Annotated in this window: 22 protein-coding genes; 12 read left to right on the top strand and 10 right to left on the bottom strand. The window is 71.0% G+C overall.

Going from position 1 to position 22,624, the window contains the following annotated elements:
• Positions 1 to 17: 17 nt before the first annotated feature.
• Genes OG587_RS41285 through OG587_RS41265 form a run of 5 tightly spaced genes read right to left on the bottom strand, consistent with a single transcriptional unit; the run spans position 18 to position 4,146 of the window.
• Positions 18 to 320 carry an EthD family reductase gene (locus OG587_RS41285; RefSeq protein ID WP_329084287.1) on the bottom strand — a complete coding sequence of 101 codons (303 nt, stop codon included), beginning with the start codon at positions 318 to 320 and terminating at the stop codon, positions 18 to 20.
• A 40-nt stretch (positions 321 to 360) separates the two neighbouring features.
• Positions 361 to 1,383, bottom strand: a complete 1,023-nt coding sequence (locus OG587_RS41280) for a xanthine dehydrogenase family protein molybdopterin-binding subunit (protein WP_329084286.1) — start codon at positions 1,381 to 1,383, stop codon at positions 361 to 363.
• 3 nt (positions 1,384 to 1,386) lie between these two features.
• Positions 1,387 to 2,772: a xanthine dehydrogenase family protein molybdopterin-binding subunit gene (locus OG587_RS41275; RefSeq protein WP_329084285.1), complete on the bottom strand. Its 1,386-nt coding sequence runs from the start codon at positions 2,770 to 2,772 to the stop codon at positions 1,387 to 1,389.
• The gene (locus OG587_RS41270) at positions 2,769 to 3,287 is read right to left on the bottom strand and encodes a (2Fe-2S)-binding protein (RefSeq protein ID WP_329084284.1); all 519 of its coding nucleotides are present in this window, start codon (positions 3,285 to 3,287) and stop codon (positions 2,769 to 2,771) included. Before OG587_RS41270 ends, OG587_RS41275 begins: the two co-directional genes overlap by 4 nt.
• A gap of 55 nt (positions 3,288 to 3,342) precedes the next feature.
• Complete coding sequence (locus OG587_RS41265; RefSeq protein WP_329084283.1) at positions 3,343 to 4,146, bottom strand: FAD binding domain-containing protein; 804 nt, start codon at positions 4,144 to 4,146, stop codon at positions 3,343 to 3,345.
• Positions 4,147 to 4,285: 139 nt separating this feature from the next.
• Here OG587_RS41265 and OG587_RS41260 point away from each other — a divergent pair, with 139 nt between their 5' ends.
• Complete coding sequence (locus tag OG587_RS41260; RefSeq protein ID WP_329084282.1) at positions 4,286 to 4,963, top strand: GntR family transcriptional regulator; 678 nt, start codon at positions 4,286 to 4,288, stop codon at positions 4,961 to 4,963.
• A 229-nt stretch (positions 4,964 to 5,192) separates the two neighbouring features.
• Here the strand turns inward: OG587_RS41260 and OG587_RS41255 are convergent, their stop codons facing one another.
• The 5 genes from OG587_RS41255 to sigJ all read right to left on the bottom strand — a co-directional run bounded on the left by OG587_RS41255 (position 5,193) and on the right by sigJ (position 8,862).
• On the bottom strand, positions 5,193 to 5,834 hold the full coding sequence (locus OG587_RS41255) for a TetR/AcrR family transcriptional regulator (protein ID WP_329084281.1): 642 nt from the start codon (positions 5,832 to 5,834) through the stop codon (positions 5,193 to 5,195).
• Between the two features lie 156 nt (positions 5,835 to 5,990).
• On the bottom strand, positions 5,991 to 6,755 hold the full coding sequence (locus OG587_RS41250; RefSeq protein ID WP_329084280.1) for a pyridoxamine 5'-phosphate oxidase family protein: 765 nt from the start codon (positions 6,753 to 6,755) through the stop codon (positions 5,991 to 5,993).
• Positions 6,756 to 7,029: 274 nt separating this feature from the next.
• Positions 7,030 to 7,185 carry a hypothetical protein gene (locus OG587_RS41245; RefSeq protein WP_329084279.1) on the bottom strand — a complete coding sequence of 52 codons (156 nt, stop codon included), beginning with the start codon at positions 7,183 to 7,185 and terminating at the stop codon, positions 7,030 to 7,032.
• A gap of 322 nt (positions 7,186 to 7,507) precedes the next feature.
• Positions 7,508 to 7,972, bottom strand: a complete 465-nt coding sequence (locus tag OG587_RS41240) for a carboxymuconolactone decarboxylase family protein (protein ID WP_329084278.1) — start codon at positions 7,970 to 7,972, stop codon at positions 7,508 to 7,510.
• Positions 7,969 to 8,862 (bottom strand): RNA polymerase sigma factor SigJ, encoded by an 894-nt coding sequence (sigJ, locus tag OG587_RS41235; RefSeq protein WP_329084276.1) that lies wholly within the window; start codon positions 8,860 to 8,862, stop codon positions 7,969 to 7,971. Before sigJ ends, OG587_RS41240 begins: the two co-directional genes overlap by 4 nt.
• A gap of 74 nt (positions 8,863 to 8,936) precedes the next feature.
• On the opposite strand from sigJ, the gene OG587_RS41230 reads away from it, so the two are divergent.
• The 11 genes from OG587_RS41230 to OG587_RS41180 all read left to right on the top strand — a co-directional run bounded on the left by OG587_RS41230 (position 8,937) and on the right by OG587_RS41180 (position 22,529).
• Positions 8,937 to 12,485: a serine/threonine-protein kinase gene (locus tag OG587_RS41230; RefSeq protein WP_329084275.1), complete on the top strand. Its 3,549-nt coding sequence runs from the start codon at positions 8,937 to 8,939 to the stop codon at positions 12,483 to 12,485.
• 37 nt (positions 12,486 to 12,522) lie between these two features.
• Entirely contained in the window at positions 12,523 to 13,782 is a 1,260-nt protein-coding gene (locus OG587_RS41225; RefSeq protein WP_329084274.1) for a protein kinase domain-containing protein, read from the top strand.
• A gap of 58 nt (positions 13,783 to 13,840) precedes the next feature.
• A complete protein-coding gene (locus OG587_RS41220) occupies positions 13,841 to 14,086 on the top strand; it encodes a hypothetical protein (protein ID WP_329084273.1) in 246 nt (81 codons plus the stop codon).
• A gap of 180 nt (positions 14,087 to 14,266) precedes the next feature.
• On the top strand, positions 14,267 to 15,670 hold the full coding sequence (sthA, locus tag OG587_RS41215; protein ID WP_329084272.1) for a Si-specific NAD(P)(+) transhydrogenase: 1,404 nt from the start codon (positions 14,267 to 14,269) through the stop codon (positions 15,668 to 15,670).
• Between the two features lie 94 nt (positions 15,671 to 15,764).
• A complete protein-coding gene (locus OG587_RS41210) occupies positions 15,765 to 16,313 on the top strand; it encodes a hypothetical protein (protein WP_329084271.1) in 549 nt (182 codons plus the stop codon).
• Between the two features lie 370 nt (positions 16,314 to 16,683).
• Entirely contained in the window at positions 16,684 to 17,112 is a 429-nt protein-coding gene (locus OG587_RS41205) for a hypothetical protein (RefSeq protein WP_329084270.1), read from the top strand.
• A gap of 307 nt (positions 17,113 to 17,419) precedes the next feature.
• The gene (locus tag OG587_RS41200; RefSeq protein ID WP_329084269.1) at positions 17,420 to 17,965 is read left to right on the top strand and encodes a flavoprotein; all 546 of its coding nucleotides are present in this window, start codon (positions 17,420 to 17,422) and stop codon (positions 17,963 to 17,965) included.
• A gap of 4 nt (positions 17,966 to 17,969) precedes the next feature.
• Positions 17,970 to 19,184 (top strand): helix-turn-helix domain-containing protein, encoded by a 1,215-nt coding sequence (locus OG587_RS41195; protein WP_329084268.1) that lies wholly within the window; start codon positions 17,970 to 17,972, stop codon positions 19,182 to 19,184.
• A gap of 243 nt (positions 19,185 to 19,427) precedes the next feature.
• Positions 19,428 to 19,736, top strand: a complete 309-nt coding sequence (locus OG587_RS41190) for a hypothetical protein (RefSeq protein ID WP_329084267.1) — start codon at positions 19,428 to 19,430, stop codon at positions 19,734 to 19,736.
• Positions 19,733 to 20,023: a hypothetical protein gene (locus OG587_RS41185; protein WP_329084266.1), complete on the top strand. Its 291-nt coding sequence runs from the start codon at positions 19,733 to 19,735 to the stop codon at positions 20,021 to 20,023. Before OG587_RS41190 ends, OG587_RS41185 begins: the two co-directional genes overlap by 4 nt.
• 136 nt (positions 20,024 to 20,159) lie before the next feature.
• On the top strand, positions 20,160 to 22,529 hold the full coding sequence (locus OG587_RS41180; RefSeq protein WP_329084265.1) for a M20/M25/M40 family metallo-hydrolase: 2,370 nt from the start codon (positions 20,160 to 20,162) through the stop codon (positions 22,527 to 22,529).
• The last annotated feature ends 95 nt before the right edge of the window (positions 22,530 to 22,624 follow it).

Below are 22,624 nucleotides of genomic sequence, written 5' to 3'. Positions count from 1 at the left end.
GGAAGCCCCGCCGGGTGTCACAGCTGGGCGTGCTCGGTCGTGAGCAGGTGGACCCGCTGGGTGGTGTGCGCGGCGGCGTCGGCCGCGGCGGCCTTGCCGTGCTCTGAGCCGAACGCGGCGGCGCGGGCGTCCTCGTCGTCGAAGTAGAGCTCGTTCACCGAGTCGAACGGCGCGTCCTCGCCGTTGCTGACGCTCACCGTGTACTTGCGCAGCCCGGGAAGCCTCCTGGCGAACTCGACGTGGTCCTCCACGACCCACTTCGCGAACTCCTCGTGGGACATGTTCTCCGCGCGCTTGAGCAGTGAGACGACTTTCAACATGGTTGTCGGTTCCTCCGGATCAGGTGGGTGTGCCGGGTGTTCAGGCGTCCCCGCGCGAGGACACCTCGCGCAGGGCGTCCAGCCCGCGCAGGACGCGTTCGGGGGTGAAGGGCATCGCGGTGACGCGTACGCCACAGGCGTCGAAGATGGCGTTGGCGATGGCCGGGATCGGCGCGTTGGCGGTCATCTCGCCGATGCCCTTGGCGCCGTAGGGGCCGTTGCCCGCCGGGCGTTCCAGGAACAGGCTGTGCTGTACGGGGATGTCGGCCGGCCCCGGCATGAGATAGTCGGCGAAGTCGCGGGGCCCGTGGTCACGCCGGGGATAGTAGGGCTCGGTGGTCTCGAACAGGGCGTGCGACATGCCCATCCAGGCCCCGCCCTCGACCTGCTGGGTCGCCATGGCCGGATTGAGCGCCCGGCCGATCTCGTAGGCGTTGTACAACTCCAGCACCTCGACCACCCCTGTCTCGTCGTCCACCTCGACGACGGCGACCGTGCACGCGTGCGCCTGGCACGAGTCGGGGTCCATCTCTCCCGTCTCGGGCACCGGCACGCTCGGCTCCTTGAGGAAGATGCCGCGCCCGGAGATCGTGCGGCCGTGCTTGAAATGCGCGGCCAGGGCCAAATCGGTGATGTGGATGCTCGGCTCCTCCGAGCCCTTGAGCTTGATGACGCCGGTGCCGTCGGTCTCCAGGTCCCCGGCGTCGACCTCCAGCTCCTCGGCGGCGACCTCCAGCATCACGCCGCGCGCCTCGGCCGCCGCCATGATGACGGCGTTGCCGACGCGGTGGGTGCCCCGGCTGGCGAAGGTGCCCATGCAGTGCGGGCCGGTGTCGGTGTCGGCGGTGTTGACCAGGACGTTCTCGATCGGCAGGCCGAGCGTCTCGGCCGCGCACTGCGCGGCGATCGTCTTGATGCCCTGGCCGAGGTCCACCGAGGACAGCGTGATCACGAAGGTGCCCGTGGTCGTGGCGTGGATCAGCGCCTGTGAGGGGTCGCCGCCGAGGTTCATGCCGGTCGGGTAGTTCACCGAGGCGTACCCGCGCCCGCGCAGCCTGGCCATGTCCTACAGCCCCTCTCGTGTCGTCGAGGACATCCGGCGGTACGCCTCGGGCAGCTCGTGCCCGGACATCTCCGCGGCCTTCTGGATCACTTCGACCAGGGCGGTGCCCTCGGCGACCTTGCGGTGGGCCTTGAGGTCCCCGTCGCGATAGGCGTTGAGGAGGCGCAACCGCAGCGGGTCCATGGACAGGGCCCTCGCGATCCGGTCCATCTGCGACTCCAGCGCGAAGTCGCCGATGGTCACGCCGAACCCGCGCATCGCGCTGGAGGGCGTGCGGTTGGTGAACACGCAGTGGCAGTCGGCCCACACGTTCGGGATCGAGTACGGGCCTGGCAGGTGGGCGGCGGCCTTGGTGGTGCCGTACGGGGTGTGCCGGGCGTAGGCGCCGGAGTCGACGTACAGCGTGACCTTGCGGCCGATGATCCGGCCGTCGTCCATCACGGCGTCCCTGATGTAGATGCGCTCGGCCGCGCGCGGCGAGGAGACCTGCATCTCCTCGTACCTGCCGTAGACGAACTTGACCGGGCGGTCGGTCATCATGGCGGCCACGCACGCGACCGGCTCGACGACGACGTCGACCTTGCCGCCGAAGCCTCCGCCGACCGTCCCGCCGACGACGCGCAACTTGTTGAACGGGGTCTGCAGGATCAGCGCGGTGTTGTCGAGGGTGAAGAAGCACGCCTGGGTGTCGGAGTGGATGCGCAACCGCCCGTCGGCCTGCGGGATCACCACGCAGCCGGTGGTCTCGGTGGGGGCCTGCTCGATCGGCGCGGACTCGTAGCGCCACTCGAAGACGTGGTCGGCCTCCTCGAACGCCCTCTCCACGTCGCCGAACCGGATCCGCCGGCAGTGGTGTCCCTCGTAGGTGAAGAAGTTCCGGCCGTGGTACTCGTTGACCAGCGGCGCCCCCTCCGCCAGGGCCTCCTCGACGTCGAAGACGGCCGGCAGGTCCTCGTAGTCGACCCTGATCCTGGCCGCGCCCTCCAGGGCCGCCGCCTCGGACTCGGCGACCACCGCGCAGATCGGCTCGCCGAGGTAGCGGACCTTGTCCACGGCCAGGATCGGCTCGTCGTCCGGTCCGACGCCGATCAGCTTGAGCGGGGTGTAGAGGTTGTTCGGGATGTCCGCGTGGGTGAGGATCCGCGTGACGCCGGGCACGGCGAGGGCGCCGGTCAGGTCGACGCCCCTGATCCTGGCGTGGTGGCGGGCCGAGCGGTGCATCTTCAGGTGCAGCATTCCCCGCGGGGCGACGTCCTCGAAGAACTCGGTCCTGCCGGTGACGTGCCCCAGCGCGTCGGAGCGCTGGACGACCGAGCCGATGACGGTGAAGTCGTCCTCGCGCTCGGCGGCGAAGGAGCCCTTGTCGATGGGGGCGAGCCGGTAGGTCATCGCGCCACCGTCCCTTCCACGGGCTGTCCCGGCTCCGCGCTCTCCCCGCGCCTGCGTCTGGCCGCGTCCAGGATCGCGATCATGATGGGCTGGTAGCCGGTACACCGGCAGACGTTGCCCGAGATCGCCTCGGCCACGTCCTCCTGGCTCGGATCGGGGTCGCGGTCCAGCAGGGCCTCGGCGACCATGATCATGCCCGCCGTGCAGAACCCGCACTGGGTGGCGAAGTTGTCGACGAAGGCGCTCTGCACCTCGTCGAGGTCCCCGCCGACGGCCACCCCCTCGAGCGTGCGGACCGAGCAGCCCGAGACCGTCTCCACGGCGACCAGGCACGCCGTCACGGGCCGGTCGTCGACCAGCACGGTGCAGGTGCCGCAGCTCCCCTGTGAGCAGCCGCGCTTGGCGGACGTGAGCCCCAGCGAGTCGCGCAGGGTCGCCAGGAGTGTGGTGCCCGGCCTGGCGATGAACTCCCGGGGTTCGCCGTTGACGACGAGCGAGACGATCTGTGACGACATTGTCCGGCCCTTTCTGGGGGTGGGCGCGTATGAGCACATGGGGCGCGGGGGAGTGCTAGCCGGTGAAGGCCCGGCGCAGGTGCACGGGCAGGACGCGCGCCCGGTACCACGCGCTGGCGTAGGCGTCGTCGAAGGGGGCCGTGTCGGAGCGGGCGGCCTCTCCGGCCTCGGTCAGGACCTCGGGGCTCAGCGGGCGGTCCCGCAGCAGCCGCTCGGCCGACACCGCGCGTACCGGGCGCGGGGCGACGCCGCCGAGGGCGATCCTGGTCGAGGTCACCACGCCGTCCTCGGTGCGCGTCACGGAGGCGACGGTCACGATGGACGCCGAGTTCAGCCTGCGGCGCATGGCCTTGTGGTAGTACCAGGTTCCCGGTTCCGGCAGTGTCACCACCACCGCCGTGACGAACTCGCCCCCGGCGACCCCCGAGGCGAGCACGTCGGCCACCGGGGCGTCGCGCCGCCCGCCGGGGCCCGCGATCTCGCACAGCGCGTCGAGGGCGAGCAGGCAGACCGCCAGATCGCCGTACGGCTGCGCGACGAAAAGGTTGCCGCCCACGGTCGCCAGGTTGCGGATCGTCGGGGAGGCGATCGTGCGCATCGCCGGACGCAGGAAGCCGAGCCCGGGATGCTCCTCGACGGACGACAGGGGAGCCGCCGCGCCGATCCTGGCCACGCCGTCGCGGACCTCGATCCCCGCCAGCCCGGCCCTTCGCAGGCTGATCAGCTCGCTCCCGGTCGCGGCCCCGCTGTTCACCAGCGGCATCACGACGGTGCCACCGCCCATGATCCAGCCGCCCCTCGCCGAGTGGGCCGCCACGGCCGCCGCGGACTCGGGTACGTGGACCGCCTGGATCATCATGGCCGGACCCCCTGCGTTACAAGCGGGTTAATTATCGATAATTGATTATCGGCACCGTAGGCTGAGTGTCGTCCCGGAGTCAAGAGGGAGTCAAGGGAAGATCGATGAGCGAGAATCGACACTCGGTAGGATGCGCCCCATGACCGAGGAGCCCTCCATGCTGCCGCGGCTGACGCTGTCGCGGCAGATCCGCGACTCGCTGGTCAGCCGGATCGTCTCCGGCCAGTTCAGGCCCGGTGAGCGACTGGTGGAGACACGTCTCGCGGCGACGTACGGCACGAGCCAGGCACCCGTCCGCGAGGCGCTGCGCGAGCTGGAGGTCATGCGGCTGGTGGAGACCCAGCCGCGCAGGGGCACCTTCGTGCGCCCCTTCGTCCACGAGACACTCCGGGAGAGCTACGTCGTGCGGGCCGCGCTGGAGGAGACGGCCATCCGCCTGGCCCTGCTCGCCGGGACCGTTCCGGTGGAGGCGCTCGGAGCCGACGTGGCGGCGATGCGGGCCGCGGCAGTCGAGGGCGACGGCGAGGCGTCCATGCGGGCGAGCGTGTCCTTCCACCGGCGCATCGTCGAGGCGGCCCGTAACGAACTGCTCAGACTCTCCTGGGAGGGGCTGCAGATCGAGGCGCGCACGTCGGTCACGATGCTCGCGACCGGCGTGAACCTCCACGACATCGCCCGCGACCACGCCGAGCTGCTGGCGGTGATCGAGCGCGGCGACCTGGAGACGGCCTGCAAGCACGCCCGCGACCACCAGTGGCACTACGCCGACCTGCCGCACGACGCCCACGGCCGGATCCGCGACACCGCCGCCGGCTGAATCGCCGCGCGTCCGGGGCTTTCGCGGTTGGAACCCGGCGACCGGGGTGGTCGTTGTCCCGAGGCCGTCTCGGGGTGGCTCGTCGTCCGGGTCGTCACATCACCCGGCACCGGAACTGGTCTCCTGGCCGGTGACCCAGGCTCCGTCGTCGGAGGCGACGGAGGCTGACGGCGTGCCCGACCATCGGCCGCGCGTGATCTCCCGGCCGGGCTCCGCCTCGGCTACGCGCTCATTCGAATTGCCAGCGCCGGTTGACCTCCTCGACGCTGGGCGGCGGACCGGGCAGCGGATCCGCGGAGGGCAGGCGCAGGCCGTCCAGGACCAGGGTCAGGTAGCGGTTCCTGATCTCGGCGGTTCTGGCCTCGTCGCCGAGCCGGAGGCAGGCGATCTGCTCGAAGATCATCGCCACGTCGGCGACGGCCAGGCCGGGGCGGAGCACTCTCGCGTCCCTGGCCCGCTCGAAGATCCGTATGGTGAGCTCGTTCGCGCGGGCGGACGCGCGGTAGAGGTCCTCGCCGGGAGCGAAGGTCCCGGCCAGGTTGATCACCAGGGAGTGGTTGTCGGCCTCCACGACGCGGCGGACGAACCCGGCGAAGGCGTCCCACGGGCCGTGCTCGCCGGTCAGGGAGGCCTCGGCCTCGGCGATGTAGCGGCTCAGGCCGTCCGAGCAGAGCCTGCGGAGCAGGTCCTCCTTGCCCGCGTAGCGGCGGTAGAGCGCGCTGATGCCCACCCCGGCCCGCTCGGCCACCGCGGAGATCGGGGCGCCGGGATCGGCGACGAAGACCGCGCGCGCGGCCTCCAGGATCACCTGGTCGTTACGGGCGGCCTGGGCCCTGCGGCCGTTCATCGGCCCCGGAGTGGCTGTCTCCATGCCGCCAATATAACGACCGGAACATAGCATTCCATTCTGGTGGGAGGTTCCGGCGCGAGGGGAGTTCCCGATCCGTCTGGCACCCTGGTCAGGTGATCGAGAGTGCGTCGTGACGCCTCTCGCGACGGCCTCGGCGATCGCGGGGATCCCGGAGGATCAGGTGGCTCGCGTGCCCGTACGGGTGGCGATGTGGGCGGGAGGGGCGATCCCGGCCGGGAGCAGGGGGTCGGGGACCGGGGCCAGCCAGGTGGTGGCCAGGGGCAGTTCGCCCGCCCAGATCCCCAGCCCGGCGTCGGGCCCCTCGCCGTCGTCGGGCGGCCCCGAACTCACCTTGACCGACGCCTCGGCCAGGGAGATCGCGAGGATCGTCGTCGCGGCGAGCTCCTTGCGGCTGGGCCGCCTGGCGTAGTCCCACTGGCCGGGGGCGGCGTGCTCGGTCAGGATCCGCAGCGCGGCCAGTTTCTCCGCGCCCTCCAGGGCTCTGGGCACGCCGTAGACCATGGCGGAGCGGTAGTTGACGCCGTGCTCGAACACCGACCTGGCCAGGACGAGGCCGTCCACATGGGTGACCGTCACGCAGACCGTTCCCATGCCCGTTCCCGCTGTGCCCGCTGTGCCCGCTGTGCCTGCCGTGTCCGCTGCGGCTCCCGGCCCGTCCGTGTCGGCGTCGGCGTTTCCGGTGGGGCGCGGCGCGGGCTCCCGGCCGGTCAGGCTCCCGCTGGCCACCGAGCCGTGCACGTAGAGATGGTCGGTGTCGAAGCCGTAGACCGTGGGGACCACCATGGGCACACCGCCCGAGATCACTCCCAGGTGGCAGACGAATCCGGCGCCCAGCACCTCGTACAGGGCGGCGCGATCGGTGCGGCCCTTCTCCCGCAGGCGCCGGTGCCGGGTGCGCTCGGTTGCCGACAATTCGCTCATGAGGCGACATTCAATCAGGTGACCTCGGAGTTCGGGCATTTCGCGGTTCGAGTCACCTCGAAGTTCGGGCCGTGGTTCGGGTCCCCTGGAGTCCGGGCCGCCCGTGGTTCGGGTCTCCCGGAGTCCGGGCACTCGCGGGCCGGGTGTTCCGTGGTTCGGGTGTTCCGTGGTTCGGGCCGCTCCGGGAAGGATCCGTGAGGAGCCCGCGGCCGGAACGACGGCGGAACCGAGAAAGACCCGCCGTGGCGGGTCTTTCGCGAGGAGGCCGGACGGGTCAGGCGGCGGACGTGGGGCCGCTCGTCCGTGGAAAGCGCAGGACATTGCGGCCCGTGTAGGCGCTGAGGTCGATGACCTTGGCGTCACCGGCCACGCCTCGGCGTGTCGCGGAACGAATGTCCCTGATCTTGAGCCGTGCGACATATGGTGGCACGACCACAAGTCTCTTCATTGAGCCCCCCGGCGTGATGGTTCCGTTATAAGAAGTATCTACAGAGCGCCGCATAAGACTGCCGTAAAGACCAGGTCAACAGGGGAGTGGGTGCCCCGAGGGAGATCGCGGATCCAGGCCCGGGGTGCGGCCGGGGCGGCGTGGGATCCGCCGCCGGATGATCCGGGTGCGTCGCCGCATGATCCGCCCCCTTTCCGGGCTCGCCGTGCTCCGCGTCCTGTGACGCCGGTCCGCCGGCCGCTCGCGCGTCCGGCTCGCACGGTTGCCCGTGCGAGCCAAACCTAGTCCGCCCCGCCCCTCTCGATCAACCGCTTTGGCTACGCAGGGCTCCAGGAACCATACGGGTGGTGACGGCGATCCGGTTCCACGCGTTGATCGTCGAGATGGTCACGACCAGTGCGGCCAGCACCTCCGGCTCGTAGTGCCTGGCGGCCTCCTCCCACACCTCGTCCGGCACCGTCTCGCCGCGGTCGCTGAGCCGGGTGGCCTCCTCGGCCAGGGCGAGGGCCGCCCGCTCGGCGTCGCTGAAGAAGGGCGTCTCCCGCCAGGCCACCACCGAGAACAGCCGCTCGTCGCTCTCCCCGGCCGCCTTGGCGTCGTGAGAGTGCATGTCGACGCAGAAGGCGCAGCCGTTGATCTGGCTGACCCGCAGCTTGACCAGCTCCTTCGTGGTGTGCGGCAACCCGCTGTCGGTCAGGTACTTCTCCAGCCTCAGCATGGCCCGGTAGGCCTCGGGGGCGAGTTCGCCGATGTCCATCCGCTGCTTCATCGAACACTCCTTAGTTTCTCCGGGTTTCTCATGATGTCGATCCCGGTGATCCGGCCCTCGGAGACGGTCAGCCCGTAGACGGCGAGCCCGCCCTCCGGCGTTCGCAGCAGCCCGGCCCGGCCGTTGACCGTGGTCACCGTCAGCCGGTCCGCGTGGCCGATCTTCCTGGCGATGCCGAGCAGGAAGCGGGCCACCCGCGCGGAGCCGTGGATCGGCCGCCTGGCCGCTCCCACCACCCCACCGCCGTCGCTGCGCAGCACCACGTCCGGATCGAGCAGCGCCGTCAGCGCGCCGATGTCGCCGTCGCCGTCCCCGCCCCGGATGACCCGCGCGAACGCCTCGACCACCCTGCGGTGCTCGGTCTCGTCGACCTCGAAGCGAGGCGCCCGTGCCGCGACGTGCCCGCGGGCGCGGGCGGCGAGCTGCCGGCACGCGGCGGCGGAGCGCCCGACCGCGCGCGCCACCTCCCCGAACGGCAGCCCGAACACGTCGTGCAGGACGAAGGAGGTGCGTTCGGCGGGGCTGAGCGACTCCAGCACCACCAGCATCGCCATGCTCATCGACTCGTCCAGGGTCACCCTGTCGGCGGGGTCGCCCCCGCCCACCACCGGCTCCGGCAGCCACGGCCCGACGTACTCCTCGCGCCGAACGCGCGCCGAACGCAGTACGTCCAGCGCGAGTCTCGATACTGTGACCACCAGCCAGCCCGTGACGTCCCCGATCTCCGAACGCTCCGCCCTGCCCAGCCGGAACCAGGCATCCTGCACCACGTCCTCGGCCTCGTCGACGCTGCCGAGCAGGCCGTAGGCCACGCCGACCAGCCGTGGCCGGATGGCACCGAACTCCGCCGCGAGAGCTTCGTCACCGTTCACGTAAGGAGGACGAGACATGTTCCAAGTTTGTGACACCGCTCGAACCTCGCCGTCCTCCGGGGCGTCCAATCCACCGGCGAACGGAGCGTGAGTTGAGTACGACACTTATCGACGGTGATCCGCAGCGGCTGGGTGACTACTGGCTGGCCGGGCGGTTGGGCGCGGGCGGCCAGGGCGTGGTCTACGAGGCGTACGACGCCGAGGGCACGCGCGTCGCGGTGAAGGTCCTGCACGGCGACGCCGGGACCGACCCCGAGCTGCGCGACCGGTTCGGCCGCGAGGCCGCCGCCGCCCGGCGGGTGGCCTCGTTCTGCACGGCGGGCGTGTTGGACGCCGACCTCGACGGGCCCAGGCCGTACATCGTCAGCGAGTACGTGGAGGGTCCCAGCCTGCGCCGGGCCGTCGTGGAGGGGCGCCGCTTCACCGGGGGTGACCTGCACCGTCTCGCGACCGCGATCGCCACCGCGCTGACCGCCGTCCACGAGGCCGGGGTCGTCCACCGCGACCTCAAACCCGACAACGTGCTGCTGGGCCCGGACGGCCCGCGGGTGATCGACTTCGGGGTCGCCCGCACCGAGGACATGTCGCTGACCGCGACCGGCATGGTGGCGGGCACCCCGACGTACATGGCCCCCGAGATCTTCATGGGCCGGCGTGCGAGCGCGGCCGTCGACATCTTCGCCTGGGGCGGGATCATGGTCTTCGCCGCGACGGGGGCCGACCCGTTCCGCGCGGAGAGCCTGGGCGGGATCATGCACCGCGTGCTGTCGGTACAGCCCCAGCTGGACATGCTTCCCGAGCACCTGCGGCCGTTCGTCGCCGCCTCGCTCGCCAAGGACCCCGAGTCCAGGCCCACCGCCAGGGACCTGCTGCTCGCCCTGGTCAGCGGTGACGGGGCCCTCGACACCCCCGACACGCCGAGGCTGCTCGCGGTGGGCAGCGACGCCGGGGCCCAGGTCCGCGCGACCTCGGCCGACCCCGCGCTCGGCACCCTCGCCGAGGACGCCTACGTCGCGCTCGGCCCCGCCGAGCGGGAGCTGGCCCCCGAGATCTTCCTGCGGCTGGTCACCGTGACCGACGACGGCCAGCTGGTCGTACGCCGTGCGCAGTGGGCCGAGCTCCTCGACGGGCGCCAGGAGGGCGAGGCCGCCGCGGTACGGCGCCTCGTGGAGGTCTTCGCGTACCTGCTCACCCACGACGACCGGGAGGTCTGGCTGTCGCGGCCCGCGCTGCCGCAGGCCTGGCCCAGGCTGCGCGGGTGGGTCCGGGCGAACCGGGACGGCCTGGCCGTGCACCGGGGCATCCTCACCGCCGCGCGGCGCTGGCAGGTCCAGGGGCGCAGGGACGGGGACCTGTTCCAGGGCAGCAGCCTGGAGAACGCGATGCGCTGGGCGGCCACCGGGCGCCGCAACATCACGCTCAGCCCGGTCGAGCGCGACTTCCTGGAGGCCGGCGCCGCCCTCACCCGGCGCCGGGCCCGCAGGGGCAGGGTGCTCTCCGGCACGCTGGCCGTGCTGCTCGTCGTCGCGCTGGCCGCCGGGGCGTTCGCCGTGCAGCAGAGCAGGGTGGCCGACGCGCGCAGCGCCGTCATCGCCTCCCAGCGCGACCAGGCGACGGCCGCGAGGCTCGCCGCGACGGCCGACACGCTGCGGATCGCCGAGCCGGTCAGGGCCATGCTGCTCAGCGTGGCCGCCTGGCGGCTGGCGCCGGTGGTCGAGGCCAGGGCGAGCCTGGCCGGTTCGCTGGCCCAGCGGGAGACGGCCGCCTTCCACGACCCGGCCACCGGGATACAGACCCTCAGGGCGCTGAGCGCCGACGGGCGCACGCTCGTCAGCGCGAGCGACGGCGAGGTGCGCGTCTGGGACGTGCGGACCGGCAGGCGCGTCGGCGGCTTCACCGGGATCGGCGGCGACCTGCGCGGGATCGCGCTGAGCCCGCGAGGCGGCCGGCTCGCCGTGATCAGCGGCCTGAGGCTGAGGATCTGGGACATGCGGACCGGCAGGCCGACCGGCGCCGTCCTGGAGGTCCAGGGGCAGAACGCGGGCGGCGACACCAGCGCGTCCTTCGGGCGGTCGGAGGACTGGCTCATGGTCTGGCAGGGGGAGGGGTTCACCGTCTGGAACGTCGTGACCGGCGAGAAGCACTCCCCGCTCGGGGGAGCCGTCGGCACCGACATCTCCGCCGACGGGCGCGGGCTCGCGGCCGGGGACCTCAACGGCGAGGTGGCGGCCTTCACCTTGGACGGCCTCCGCAGGATCCCGCTGGGGAGCCGCTGCAACGCCTGCGCGTCGAGCCTGGCCTACAGTCCCGACGGCGCGGCCATCGCCGTCGGCAGGGGCAAGACCATCGAACTGCGCGACGCGTCCACCGGGACGAAGCTGGACCGCTTCTTCGAGCCGGGCGCCACCGGCGAACTCGTCTTCAGCCCCGACGGGCGCTTCCTGGCCTCGGCGATGGAGACGGCCCTGCGAATCTGGCGGGTCCAGGACGGCAGGCTGCTGCTCACCCAGAGGATCGACGCGTACGACCCCGTCGTGGCCTTCGACCCGGACGGGCGCACCCTGCGCTACCTCACCGAGGACTCGGTGACGAGCCTGGACGTCTCCGCGCTGACCAGGCCCGTCACGCTGAAGGGCCCGGGTACCGACTGGGCGGTCCTCAGCCCCGACGGGCGGCTCCTCGCCTCCAGGGACGGCGAGGCGAGCGAGGTCGTGATCCGCGACGTCCGGCGGCGCGTCCGGGTGGGCTCGCTGGACATCGGGCCCGGGGGCGCCGACGGCTACTTCGAGATGGCCTTCAGCGCCGACGGCGGGCGGCTGGTGGTCAACAACGGCGCGGACAGCCCCCGGCTGACCGTCTGGGACACCTCCACCTTCAAGCGGATCACCACCGTCTCCCTCACCCGCGGCGGCCAGGTGCCCGCCGTGGCGCTCAGCGCCGACGGCACCGCCGTGGCCTCGTACACCCTCTACTACGACTCGGAGGTGGAGCCCGAGGGGGAGATCCACGTCTGGGACGTGCCCAGTGGCCGGCTTCGCTGGTCGCGGCCCCAGGGCATCGTCGAGAAGCTGGTGTTCGCCCCGGACGGCAAGGCGCTCGCGGTCGTGGGCGGTGAGCATCGGCTGCTGGACGCGGGCACCGGCAAGCCGTTCGGCGCCACCTACGGTTCGCTCAGCGTCAGCATCCCGGCGGTCGCGCTGGCCTTCGGCGAGAAGGGTTCCCGCTTCGCCGTCGCCGACCAGGCCGGGCGGATCTCGGTGTTCGAGACCCGGGGCAGGAAGCGGGTGGGCAGCATGATCCGGGGCGAACCGGGAGCGGGGACCGACCTGACGTACTCGCCCCGCGGTGACGTCATCGCCGCGGCGGTGACCGAGCGGTCGGTGGGGCTGTGGGACGTCGCGACCGGGCGCCGCCTCGGCCAGCCGATCGTCGCCCAGACCGGCGATCTCCAGACGCTGGCGTTCAGCCCCGACGGTGCCCGGCTGATCGCCGTCGACGGGGCCGGCACCCTGAGCGAGTACCCGGTCGAGCCGGAGGCGGTGGCGCGGGCGGTCTGCGGGCGCGCGGGCCGCACCCTGTCACGCGAGGAGTGGCGCACCTACCTGGGGGATCTTCCCTATCGCAACGTTTGCCCTGCTTAGGGGCAACTTTTTCGCCGCGGGCCGCATCAAACACCGCATGAGAGTGGCGCAGGAGTTGATCGTGGGCGACCCGTGGCGGCTGGGCGGCTACCGCCTCGCCGGACGGCTGGGGACGGGCGCCCTGGGTGTGGTCTACGAGGGGTACGACCCGGCCGGGGGGCGGGTCGCGGTGAGGGTCCTGCACGACCCTTCGGGGCGTGACGCGTCCGCCGAGGCCGCCGCCGCCCGCCGCGTCGTCTCGCCCTGCACGGCGAACGTGCTGGACGCCGATCTCGACGGGCCCAGGCCGTACGTCGTCAGCGAGTACGTGGAGGGTCCCAGCCTGCGCCGGGCCGGGCGGATCTTCGCCGGCGACGACCTGCACGGCCTCGCGACCGCGGTCGCCACCGCGCTGACGGCCCTGCACGACGCCGGGGTCGTGCACCGCGGCCTCACGCCCGGCGACGTGATCCTCGGCCGGGACGGCCCCAGGGTCACCGGGTTCGGGATGGCCCCCGGGCGGGGAACGTCGCTGACCGCCACCGGGCTCAGGACGCGCGTGCCGTCGTACACGGCGCCCGAGGTGTTCACCGGCGGCGCGGCGGGTCCGGCCGCCGACGTGTTCGCCTGGGGCGGGATCGTGCTGTACGCCGCGACCGGCGAGGACCCGTTCGCGGCGGGCAGCCTGGGCGGGACGATGCACCGGATCTTCTCGCTCGACCCCGACCTGGACCCGCTGCCCCCTCTCCTGCGGCCCCTGGCCTCCGTCGCGCTCGCCAGGGACCCCCGGGCCAGGCCCGCCGCCCGCGACCTGCTGATCGCCCTGCTCGCCGGGGGTGCCCCGGGACCGAGGGGGGTGACGACGGCGGGGCCGCAGGTGGCCTCGCTGCTGCGGTCGGGAGCCGAGGTGGCGGCCGGGATCCGTACGGCCTGCGACGACCCCGGGCTGGGAGCGCTGGCCGAGTCCGCGTACGCCGCGCTCGGCCCGGCGGACAGGGAGCGCGCGCCCGGGGTGTTCCTGAGGCTCGTCGCCATCGCCCCTGACGGGCAGCCGGTCGCCCGCGAGGCCAGGGTGCCCGCCGGGTCCGAGCGCGTCCTGCGCGGCTTCGCGGGGCTGGTCGCGCACCGGGGGGACGAGGCGACCCTGGTCCACCAGGCGCTTCCGTACGCCTGGCCCCGCCTGGGGGAGTGGATCGAGGCCGACCGCGCCCGCCTCGTGGCGCGCGGGATGTTCGCCCGGCTGCTTTCCCCGCTGCTCGTCGTGTCGGCGGTGCTCGCGCTGCTGGCCGGGGTGATCGCGCTGATACGGGTTGTCTGACCTGCGGATACCTGGGTAGGACGTTTACCGGAAATGCCACGAGTTTTCGGGGGGAAACATGGCGAACTGTGAAACGTGCGGTAACGACTATGACATGAGCTTCGAGGTGCACGCCCAGGGCAAGGTGCACGTCTTCGACAGCTTCGAGTGCGCGATCCAGCGGATGGCGCCGGTCTGCGAGCACTGCGGGGTCCGCATCGTCGGGCACGGCGTCGAGGCCGGGCGCCACTGGTTCTGCTGCGCCCACTGCGCGCGGAAGGAGGGCATGGACGCGCTGGTGGACCGGGTCGAGATGAAGGTGTGAGGCGGCGGAGCCTCACGGTTCGGGCCGCCGCGCGGCGGCCCGGTGACGGCGCGTGTCGCCCCGTGGACGCCGCGCGCATCGAATCCGCGTGAACGGTGTGAGGCGGTGTTAACGAGACTGCCACGATCAGGTATCGCGTGAGTCTGGCTGAGACCGCCTCCTACCCTCACACTGAGCCCTATGTGGGATTTCGATGTCCTTGTTCTTGGTTCCGGGCCGGGTGGGCAGAAGGCCGCGATCGCCGCGGCGAAACTTGAACGGCGTGTCGCGCTCGTCGAGCGGCGCAACATGCTCGGCGGGGTGTGCATCAACACCGGCACCATCCCCTCCAAGACGTTGCGCGAGGCCGTCCTGCACCTGACCGGCCTCAACCAGCGCGGCATGTACGGCCAGAGCTACCGGGTGAAGGACGAGATCACCGCGGCCGACCTGGGGATCCGCACCCAGCACGTGATCGGCCGCGAGATCGACGTGATCCGCAGCCAGCTGTCGCGCAACCACGTGACGACGCTCAACGGCCTGGGACACTTCGTGGACCCGCACACGATCGGCGTCGTCGACGAGCACGGCCACGAGACCAAGGTCACCGCCGACAAGATCGTCATCGCGACGGGCACCCGGCCCGCCCGCCCCGACACCGTGGAGTTCGACGACCACACCATCATCGACTCGGACGGCATCCTGCAGCTTCAGGACATCCCCGACTCGATGGTGGTCGTCGGAGCAGGGGTGATCGGCATCGAGTACGCCTCCATGTTCGCCGCCCTGGGGACCAAGGTGACCGTGGTCGAGCGCCGCGACCGGATGCTCGACTTCTGTGACCTGGAGATCGTCGAGGCGCTCAAGTACCACCTGCGCGACCTGGCGGTGACCTTCCGCTTCGGCGAGACCGTCGCCGCGGTGGAGCGCCGCTCCCGGGGCGCGCTGACCGTGCTGGAGAGCGGCAAGCGGATTCCCGCCGAGACGGTGATGTACTCGGCCGGACGCCACGGCATGACCGACGAGCTCGCCCTGGAGGCCGCGGAGCTGGCCGCCGACGCCCGGGGCCGCATCCAGGTCGACGAGCACTACCGCACCACCGTGCCGCACATCTACGCCGTCGGCGACGTCATCGGTTTCCCCTCCCTGGCCGCCACCTCCATGGAGCAGGGCCGCATCGCCGCCCACCACGCCTGCGGCGAGCCGCTGCGCGGCATCCACCACCTGCAGCCGATCGGCATCTACACCATCCCCGAGATCAGCTTCATCGGTCCCACCGAGGACGAGCTGACCGCCTCCCAGGTCCCCTTCGAGGTCGGCATCTCCCGCTACCGCGAGCTGGCCCGGGGCCAGATCATCGGCGACACCTACGGCATGCTGAAACTCCTGGTCTCCCCGGAGACCCGCGCCCTGCTGGGGGTGCACGTCTTCGGCACCGGCGCCACCGAACTCCTGCACATCGGCCAGGCCGTCATGGGCTGCGGCGGCACCGTCGACTATCTGGTCGACGCCGTCTTCAACTACCCCACCCTGGCCGAGTCCTACAAGGTCGCCGCCCTGGACGCCACGAACAAACTCCGCCGGGTGGCCCGCTTCGAACTCTGATCCGTTCACGGCCCGCACGGCAGGCCGCCGCTCACCGCAGTCCGGTAAGCGATTGCCGCGATCTTGAGCTGCTCTTTGTGGTGGAATATGCCGAATGGAGCGAGTGAGGCAGCTGGTGGGCGAGATGCTGATCTACTGCTTCGTGATCGTCCTGCTCACCGGCGGCTTCCTGGCGTTCTTCTTCACGCCCGGCAGCCAGATCGTGTATTACGACGGCAGCTACACGCCACTGCAGGGTGTTCCCATGAGTGCCGCCTACAGGTCGGCGCTGGAGATCAGCTTCGAGGTGCGCGGCGGCCTGCTCATGCGGCAACTGCACCACACCTTCTCGATCCTGCTCGTCACGGGAACCGTCGTCTGGGCCCTGCTCGGCAGGTTCCGGTACGCGTTCGCGGTGCTGGGCCTGGGCTTGGGCCTGCTCGCCGTGCTCTCCGGCTACGCGGCCGTCGACGACCTGCTGTCCGGGACCGTCCTGGGAAGACTGCCCGGTATCTGGTGGTACGGCCTGCACCTGCTGACTGCCCTGGGCCTGGGCGCCGTACTGGTGATCTCCTCACGGAGAGAGGCCGCCCGGCACCCCAGAACGCTCCGGTTCGTGGCACTGAGCCTCGGCCTCACCGTTCTGGTGATCTTTTTTTTCTGACCCGCCACTCGCCCGTACGGGGGCGGCCGGTCGCGTCCGCGGGCGCGGTGTAAGAACATCCGGATCTGGTACGGGGTGAGGACGGCGGACTCGTTCAAAGAGCGCCGAGGCCGCCCTGACGGGTAGGCGCTTAAAGGCAACTGGTTGGCGCTCACGAACAAGGCGCGTCTCTTTTCTTCTGCCAGTCTTGTCCCAGCAGGGAACGCAGATCCTCCGTGCACGGGAACAATTCACGCGAACAGAAAGCGGGACGACCCGGGCTGTCCGCCGGAGGCGCTGTGGTCATGCGGGAGAGAAAACCATTGAAGCGATTCACCGACGGGTGCTCCGTGCGGACCCCGTGACCATGACGCTTGGAACAGGAGAGAAAATGGGTAGAGGGCGGAAATTTTTCAGGGCGGCCGGGCTGTCGGTCGCCACGGCGGTGGCCGTCGCCGGTGTGCTGGTGCCCGCGTCACCAGCATCGGCCAGGCCGCACGACTGCAGTCTCAGCGTCCGCCTCAGCCCGGACCCGGGGTCCATGTATGCCCGCGCGGATGTGAACTGTGCGAATACCGAACGCTACGCGGTGCAGATCATCATTCGCCGCGAGGACGGGTGGCAGGGCAACTCCAACGTGGCCGAGGCATACGCGGGAAGGAATCGCAAGGGATACGACTGGCTCTCCACCAGCGAGCCCTGCTCCGACGTCCAGACCAACAAGAAATACCACGCGCACGCGTATCTATACGACACCCGCGCCGGATATCCCATTGAAGTAAAGGACGTTAAGAGCTCCAGCATAACGGGGCACTGCTAGCGGATCCGCGAACCGGGGCGGGGGCACGGCGTGCCCCCGCCCCGTTCGGTTCGTGCTTTACGAAGGAGAAAAGGGCGGGCATCATGCAGTGCGATTCCCACCCCGGCCGATCGCGACAAGTGCCGCCTGTCGGTCTTGGGGCTCGATGAGCGTCCAGAAATTGTTGCCCTCTCCTGCCCGTAAGTCCGTACAGAACCTGTCGAGTGCGTTTCCGGGGTCTGTATCGCGGATTCTGGTTACGCGCGGGAAGTGGTTCCCGTGAGCGTAACCGACTGTGGTGCGCCGAGGCTGATTAGGATCACGTCGTATGGAGGGCCTCAACGGAATACGCGGGGTTTTGTACGTGGTCGCGTGTGCCGCGCCTGCGGCTGCCGACCTTCAGCGCCTGGTGAGGCTCGCTCAGGGGACCGGGTGGCGGGTGCACGTGGTCACCACGCCGATGGGCGCACGTTTCGTCGACGCCCCGGAGCTGGAACGGCTGACCGGCGACCTGGTTCGCAGCGCCTACCGCATGCCGGGCGAGCCGAAGGGCCTGCCTCCGGCCGATGCGGTGATCGTGGCTCCGGCGACGTTCAACACCATCAACAAATGGGCGAACGGGATAGCCGACACCTTCGCGGTCGGGCTGCTGTGCGAGGTGATGGGCTTCGATGTTCCGATCCTGGCTGTTCCGCTGCTCAAGGAGGCTCTCGCTCGCCATCTCGCCTTCGGCCGCAGCCTCGACGCGCTCCGGGAAATGGGGGTGCGGGTCCTGTTCGATCCCGCCGCGCCGTCAGATGCGCGCATGCCATCCTGGGAACGCGTCATGGAAGAGCTACACAGCGTTGTCGAAGGGCGAGACTTACAGGGGTGATGGTGTGGATGCCCGCAAGGAGATCGGTCAGCGGATCGCTCGGACGCGGCGCCGTCGCGGACTGTCCCAGTCCGTCCTCGCCGGGCTGATCGGCCGTTCCGAGAGCTGGCTCAGCCAGGTCGAGCGTGGCACGCGCTCCATGGACAGCCATAGCGTGATCAGCGCTCTGGCTGAGACCCTGGGTCTGACAGCCGATGAACTCACCACGACGAAGACAGACACGATGACGCAGTACCAGGCGACCTCCGGTATCCGTCAGGCCATGATGGGCTACGACGGCCTGTCGTCGCTGATCGACCCCCGCCACGCCGAGGGGACACCGGAAAGCCTCACCTGGCTGCGCCATGAGATCCGGGTGGTGAACCGGCTCTACCAGGCGACAAGCTACGACGAGGTCGGCAGACGGCTGCCCGGCCTGATCGTGGCGACCGAGCTCGGCAGCCGACACGCCCCGGCGAAACGACGTGGGGCCTACCAGACCCTCCGCTCGCTGACCTATCACTGCGCCACCACCACGCTGCGCCGCGTCGGAGAGGCCGAGCTCGCGTGGATGGCCGCCGACCGCTCACTGGCCGCCGCGGAAGAGGCCGAACAAGCGCTGCTCGTCGCGGTGAGCGCCTATCGGCTCGGCTACGTCTTCGTACGGCTCCGCGAACATGACAGGGCCCTTCAGGTGGTGCTGCGTGCTGCCGATGCCCTGCGACGTGCCTTTCGGCGTCCCGACCCTCGATCACTGTCCGTTCTCGGCGCTCTCAACCTGGTCGCGGTCACCGCGGCCGCCGCCCAGTACGACCAGGTGGCCGTGCGGACGTTCCTCGCGGAGGCGAGGCGAATGGCTGAGCGCATCGGGGAGGATCGCAATGATTTCTGGACCGCGTTCGGGCTGACCAACGTCACCATTCACGAGGTTTCCGCGGCGGTGGAGTTCGGCGATGCTCGTCAGGCCGTACGCAAGGGTGAGACTCTGAACACCGCCGACCTGGCCGCCGGGCTCGTGGGGCGGCGCGCCCAGGTGCATCTCGACCTCGCGCGGGCCTATGCCGTACAGCGCAAGGACGCGGCCTCGGTGAACATGCTCCTTGAGGCGGAACGGCTCTCACCCGAGCTCGTCCGTTATGGCGGTCGTCCCCGTGAACTGCTGACCCAGCTCCTCAAGCGCGAGCACCGGCCGAGCACTCCGCAGCTTCGGGGGCTGGCCGCACGGGCGGGCATCACCTGACCCGCATTTCAGTACGGGTTCTTTAGCTTCACGATGGTACGGGTCTCACGGACGCGCCCTCCTTACGGTCTCTCCTGACGTGCTGACGACATCAGCTCACCTCGCTGTCAGGAAGGCCAGCCCATGCCGGTGATACGCGGGCAAGTCGCGAAATCTGATCAACCACGGCTGGATAGACCGGATGCCGTGCGTCCTCAGCCGGGTAGTGAGGGCAATCTCGCAGGCAGGTGGGCGCCTTTCGCGGTGAAGCCCTCGGCGGAGGTAATCGCCGCGAAGGAGCTCCAGGAGGCTCTGGAGACACACGGCATCGCCTCCGACGTGCACGACGGGTACGGGCTGGCGCTGGTGTCGGTCTGGGTGGGGTTGGTGGTGTGGTGTGACGGGGCGCGGTTCTGGTGGCGTACCGGTTGGGACGCTCGGCGGGGGCGGTTCGTCTATGCCTGGCATTCGGTGACCGAGCCTGACCGCGCCGCTCGGCGCGTCACGTTCCGCTACCGGGAGCTGAGGGAGACGCATCCGCTGTCGGAGCTGATCGCCGAGAGCATGTCGTGATCGTGCCGGACGCGTGCCTGAGCCCGCATGTGGTGATGGTTCAGCGGGAGCATGTCCGGCTGGGGTGGCGAAGGCCGTACCCGGCGCTGGGGCGGGCGCGTCCGGTGGCCTGGACCTGTTTCTGCCGGGCCACGGTCTACGAGCTGTGCGAGGGCGCGGGACGGGCGTTCCTGCGGCGGACCGTCCAGTTCGAGGGTGGGGACAACGAGGTCCACGAGACCTCCACGTGGCCGGTCGGCGAGGCTCGGGCGATCTGGGCGGCGCTGCTGTCCGGTAGGGCCCGGTAGGGACGGGTGCGGTGGCGCGGGATCTGGAGGGACCCGCGCCACCGCGCCTTGGTGGCCGCCATGTGGAAAACCGCAGCCCGATGCGGGTACGCGCATCATTCCGGCGGCCAGGCGGGCGAACCTAGCGTTTCCCGGCATGATGGAAAAGTTGATCGACGTCCCCCGCCGGGTCGTCGCGGGGGCCGCGGGCCTGCTGGTGCTGGCGGGGATGATCATGTTGACCGCGATGGGGGAGAGCACCATGCAGCCCCTTCCGGTGTCGGCGCCGGACCGGGAGTTCAGCGCCGGGCGGGCGTTGGAACACCTTGGGCGGTTCGCCGCCGAGCCGCGTCCGCTCGGCAGCCCGGCATCGGACAGGGCCAGGGACTACCTGGTCGGGCGACTGCGCGCGGCGGGGCTGAAGGTCGAGGTACACCGGGCGGTCGGGGCCCGCTCGGCCGCGGGGCTCGCGACGTTCGGACGGGTGGACAACATCGTGGCGACCCTGCCCGGCAGGGACCCGACGGGCACGGTCATGGTCGCCGCCCACTACGACTCCGCGGCTATGGGACCCGGCGCGTCGGACGACGGCGCGGCCGTGGCCGCGATGCTGGAGACCGTGCGCGCGTTGCGGGTTCAGGGAGACCTCCGCAACGATCTGGTGTTCCTGATGACCGACGGCGAGGAGGACGGGGTCCTGGGGGCCGAGGCCTTCGTCAGGGAGCATCCGCTGGCGCGTAGGGGTGGGGTGCTGCTCAACTGGGAGGCGCGCGGTGTCGGCGGGCCGTCCCTGATGTTCGAGACGTCCAGGAACAACGCGCGGCTGGTCGAGACGTTCGCCGAGGCCGTCCCGCATCCGCGCGGTGACTCCTCGATGGTCGAGCTGTACCGGATGCTTCCGAACAACACCGACTTCACCCCGCTGGTCGGAGCGGGTTTCACCGGGATGAACTTCGCCTACATCGAGCGTTCCTCGCGCTACCACACCGCCGACGACTCGATCGCCAACCTCGACCGGGGCAGCCTGCAACACCACGGCTCGAACATGCTGGCGCTCACCCGCGCCCTAGGCGACGCCGCCCTGCCCACCCTGGTCTCCGACGGGGACGTCACCTACTTCCGGTTCCTGGGAACCATGGTCACGTATCCCGGCCACCTGGTCCGCCCCCTGGCGGCGCTCGCCGTACTGTCCCTGGCGGGCCTGACGCTGCTCGCGCGGCGGCGGGGGCTGGTCTCCGTTCCGCGGGTGTTCGTCGGTGCGGCGTCCGCGACGCTCCCGCTGGTTCTGTCGGTGGTCCTCGCGCAGGGGATGTGGGAGCTGCTGGTGGCCTGGCGGCCCGCCTACGACACGATGGGCGGGCTGCTGCACCGTCCACTGGCGTACCAGGCCGCCGTCGCCGCCATGGCGGGGCTGGCCCTGCTGAGCTGGTACCTCCCCCTGCGCCGCCGGATCGGGCCTGCGGCACTCGCCGTCGGGGCACTGGCGTGGCCGGCCGCGCTGGGTGCGCTCTGCGCGTGGGCCGCGCCGGGAGCGTCCTTCGTCTTCACCCTTCCGGCGCTGTGCTGCGCGCTCGGCGGGCTCGCCGCGCTGCTGCTTCCGCGGTTCCCGGCGTGGAGGGTCGCCGCGGTGACCTTCGGGGCGGTCGCGTCCGCGCTGCTGCTCCCGGCTCTGGCCAGGAACGCGCTGGACGGGATGGGACTCGCGCTCGGTGGCGCGGGAGCCCTGGTGTTCGCCGTCTTCGGTCTCACGGTGCTGCCGCTCGTGGAGCTCCCGTTCCCCGCTCTCCGCCGTGGCCTGAGCCGCCACGCGGCCGTCGCGGTGCCCTCGATCGCGGTCGTGCTCACGACGGCGCTGGTCGGTCTCGGGCTCGCGGTGGACAGGTTTGACGAGGGGCACCCCCGGCGCACGCATCTGGCGTACGTGCTGAACGCCGACACCCGGGTGGCCCGGTGGGTCAGCGCCGACGCCGGTCCGGCCGGATGGACCAGGAGGTACGTGTCCGGCCGTGATGTGGGGGAACTGCCCGCGGGCTACGCGCGCGGCGAGCTGTGGACCGGCCCCGCTCCGGTGATCGCGGCCGGAGGGCCGCGGGTGACGGTGCTCTCACGAAGCGAGAACGGCGAGAACGGCGGGAACGGCGGGAACGGCGGGAACGGCGGGAACGGCGGGAACACCGTCACGCTGCGCGTGACCGCCGGACGTGCCGTGCGCGGGGTGATCCTGCGGGTGGATCACCCGATCACCGGGGCGGCGGCGGCCGTCGCGGGAAACAGGCCGGTGACCGTCACCGTCACCGGCGTCCGCGCGGGCACCTGGCCCGGCGAGGTCCGATTCCGTGACCTGCCGCCCGGGGGAGCCGAGATCACCCTGCGCGTTCCGCGCGCGGACCGGATCCGGGTCACCGCGATCGCCGAGACGTACGGGCTCTCCACGGTGCCCGGCTACGTGCCGAGATCGCCGGATCTGGTGGCCTCGACACGCGAGGACGGCGACCTCGTCGCGGTCACCCGGACATACGATTTCTGAAGGCCCTCCACTCGGGTCCGCGCGAGGAGCCCCGAAGCAGCGGTGAGGTAGACCACGCGGCCGCGAAAACCATTCGGCCGGTGAGACGGTCACGA

The organism is Streptosporangium sp. NBC_01469 (assembly GCF_036227305.1).
GTDB lineage: Bacteria > Actinomycetota > Actinomycetes > Streptosporangiales > Streptosporangiaceae > Streptosporangium.
The sequence above is the reverse complement of the archived record's forward strand: the minus strand, read 5'-3'. Positions and strand labels throughout refer to the sequence as shown.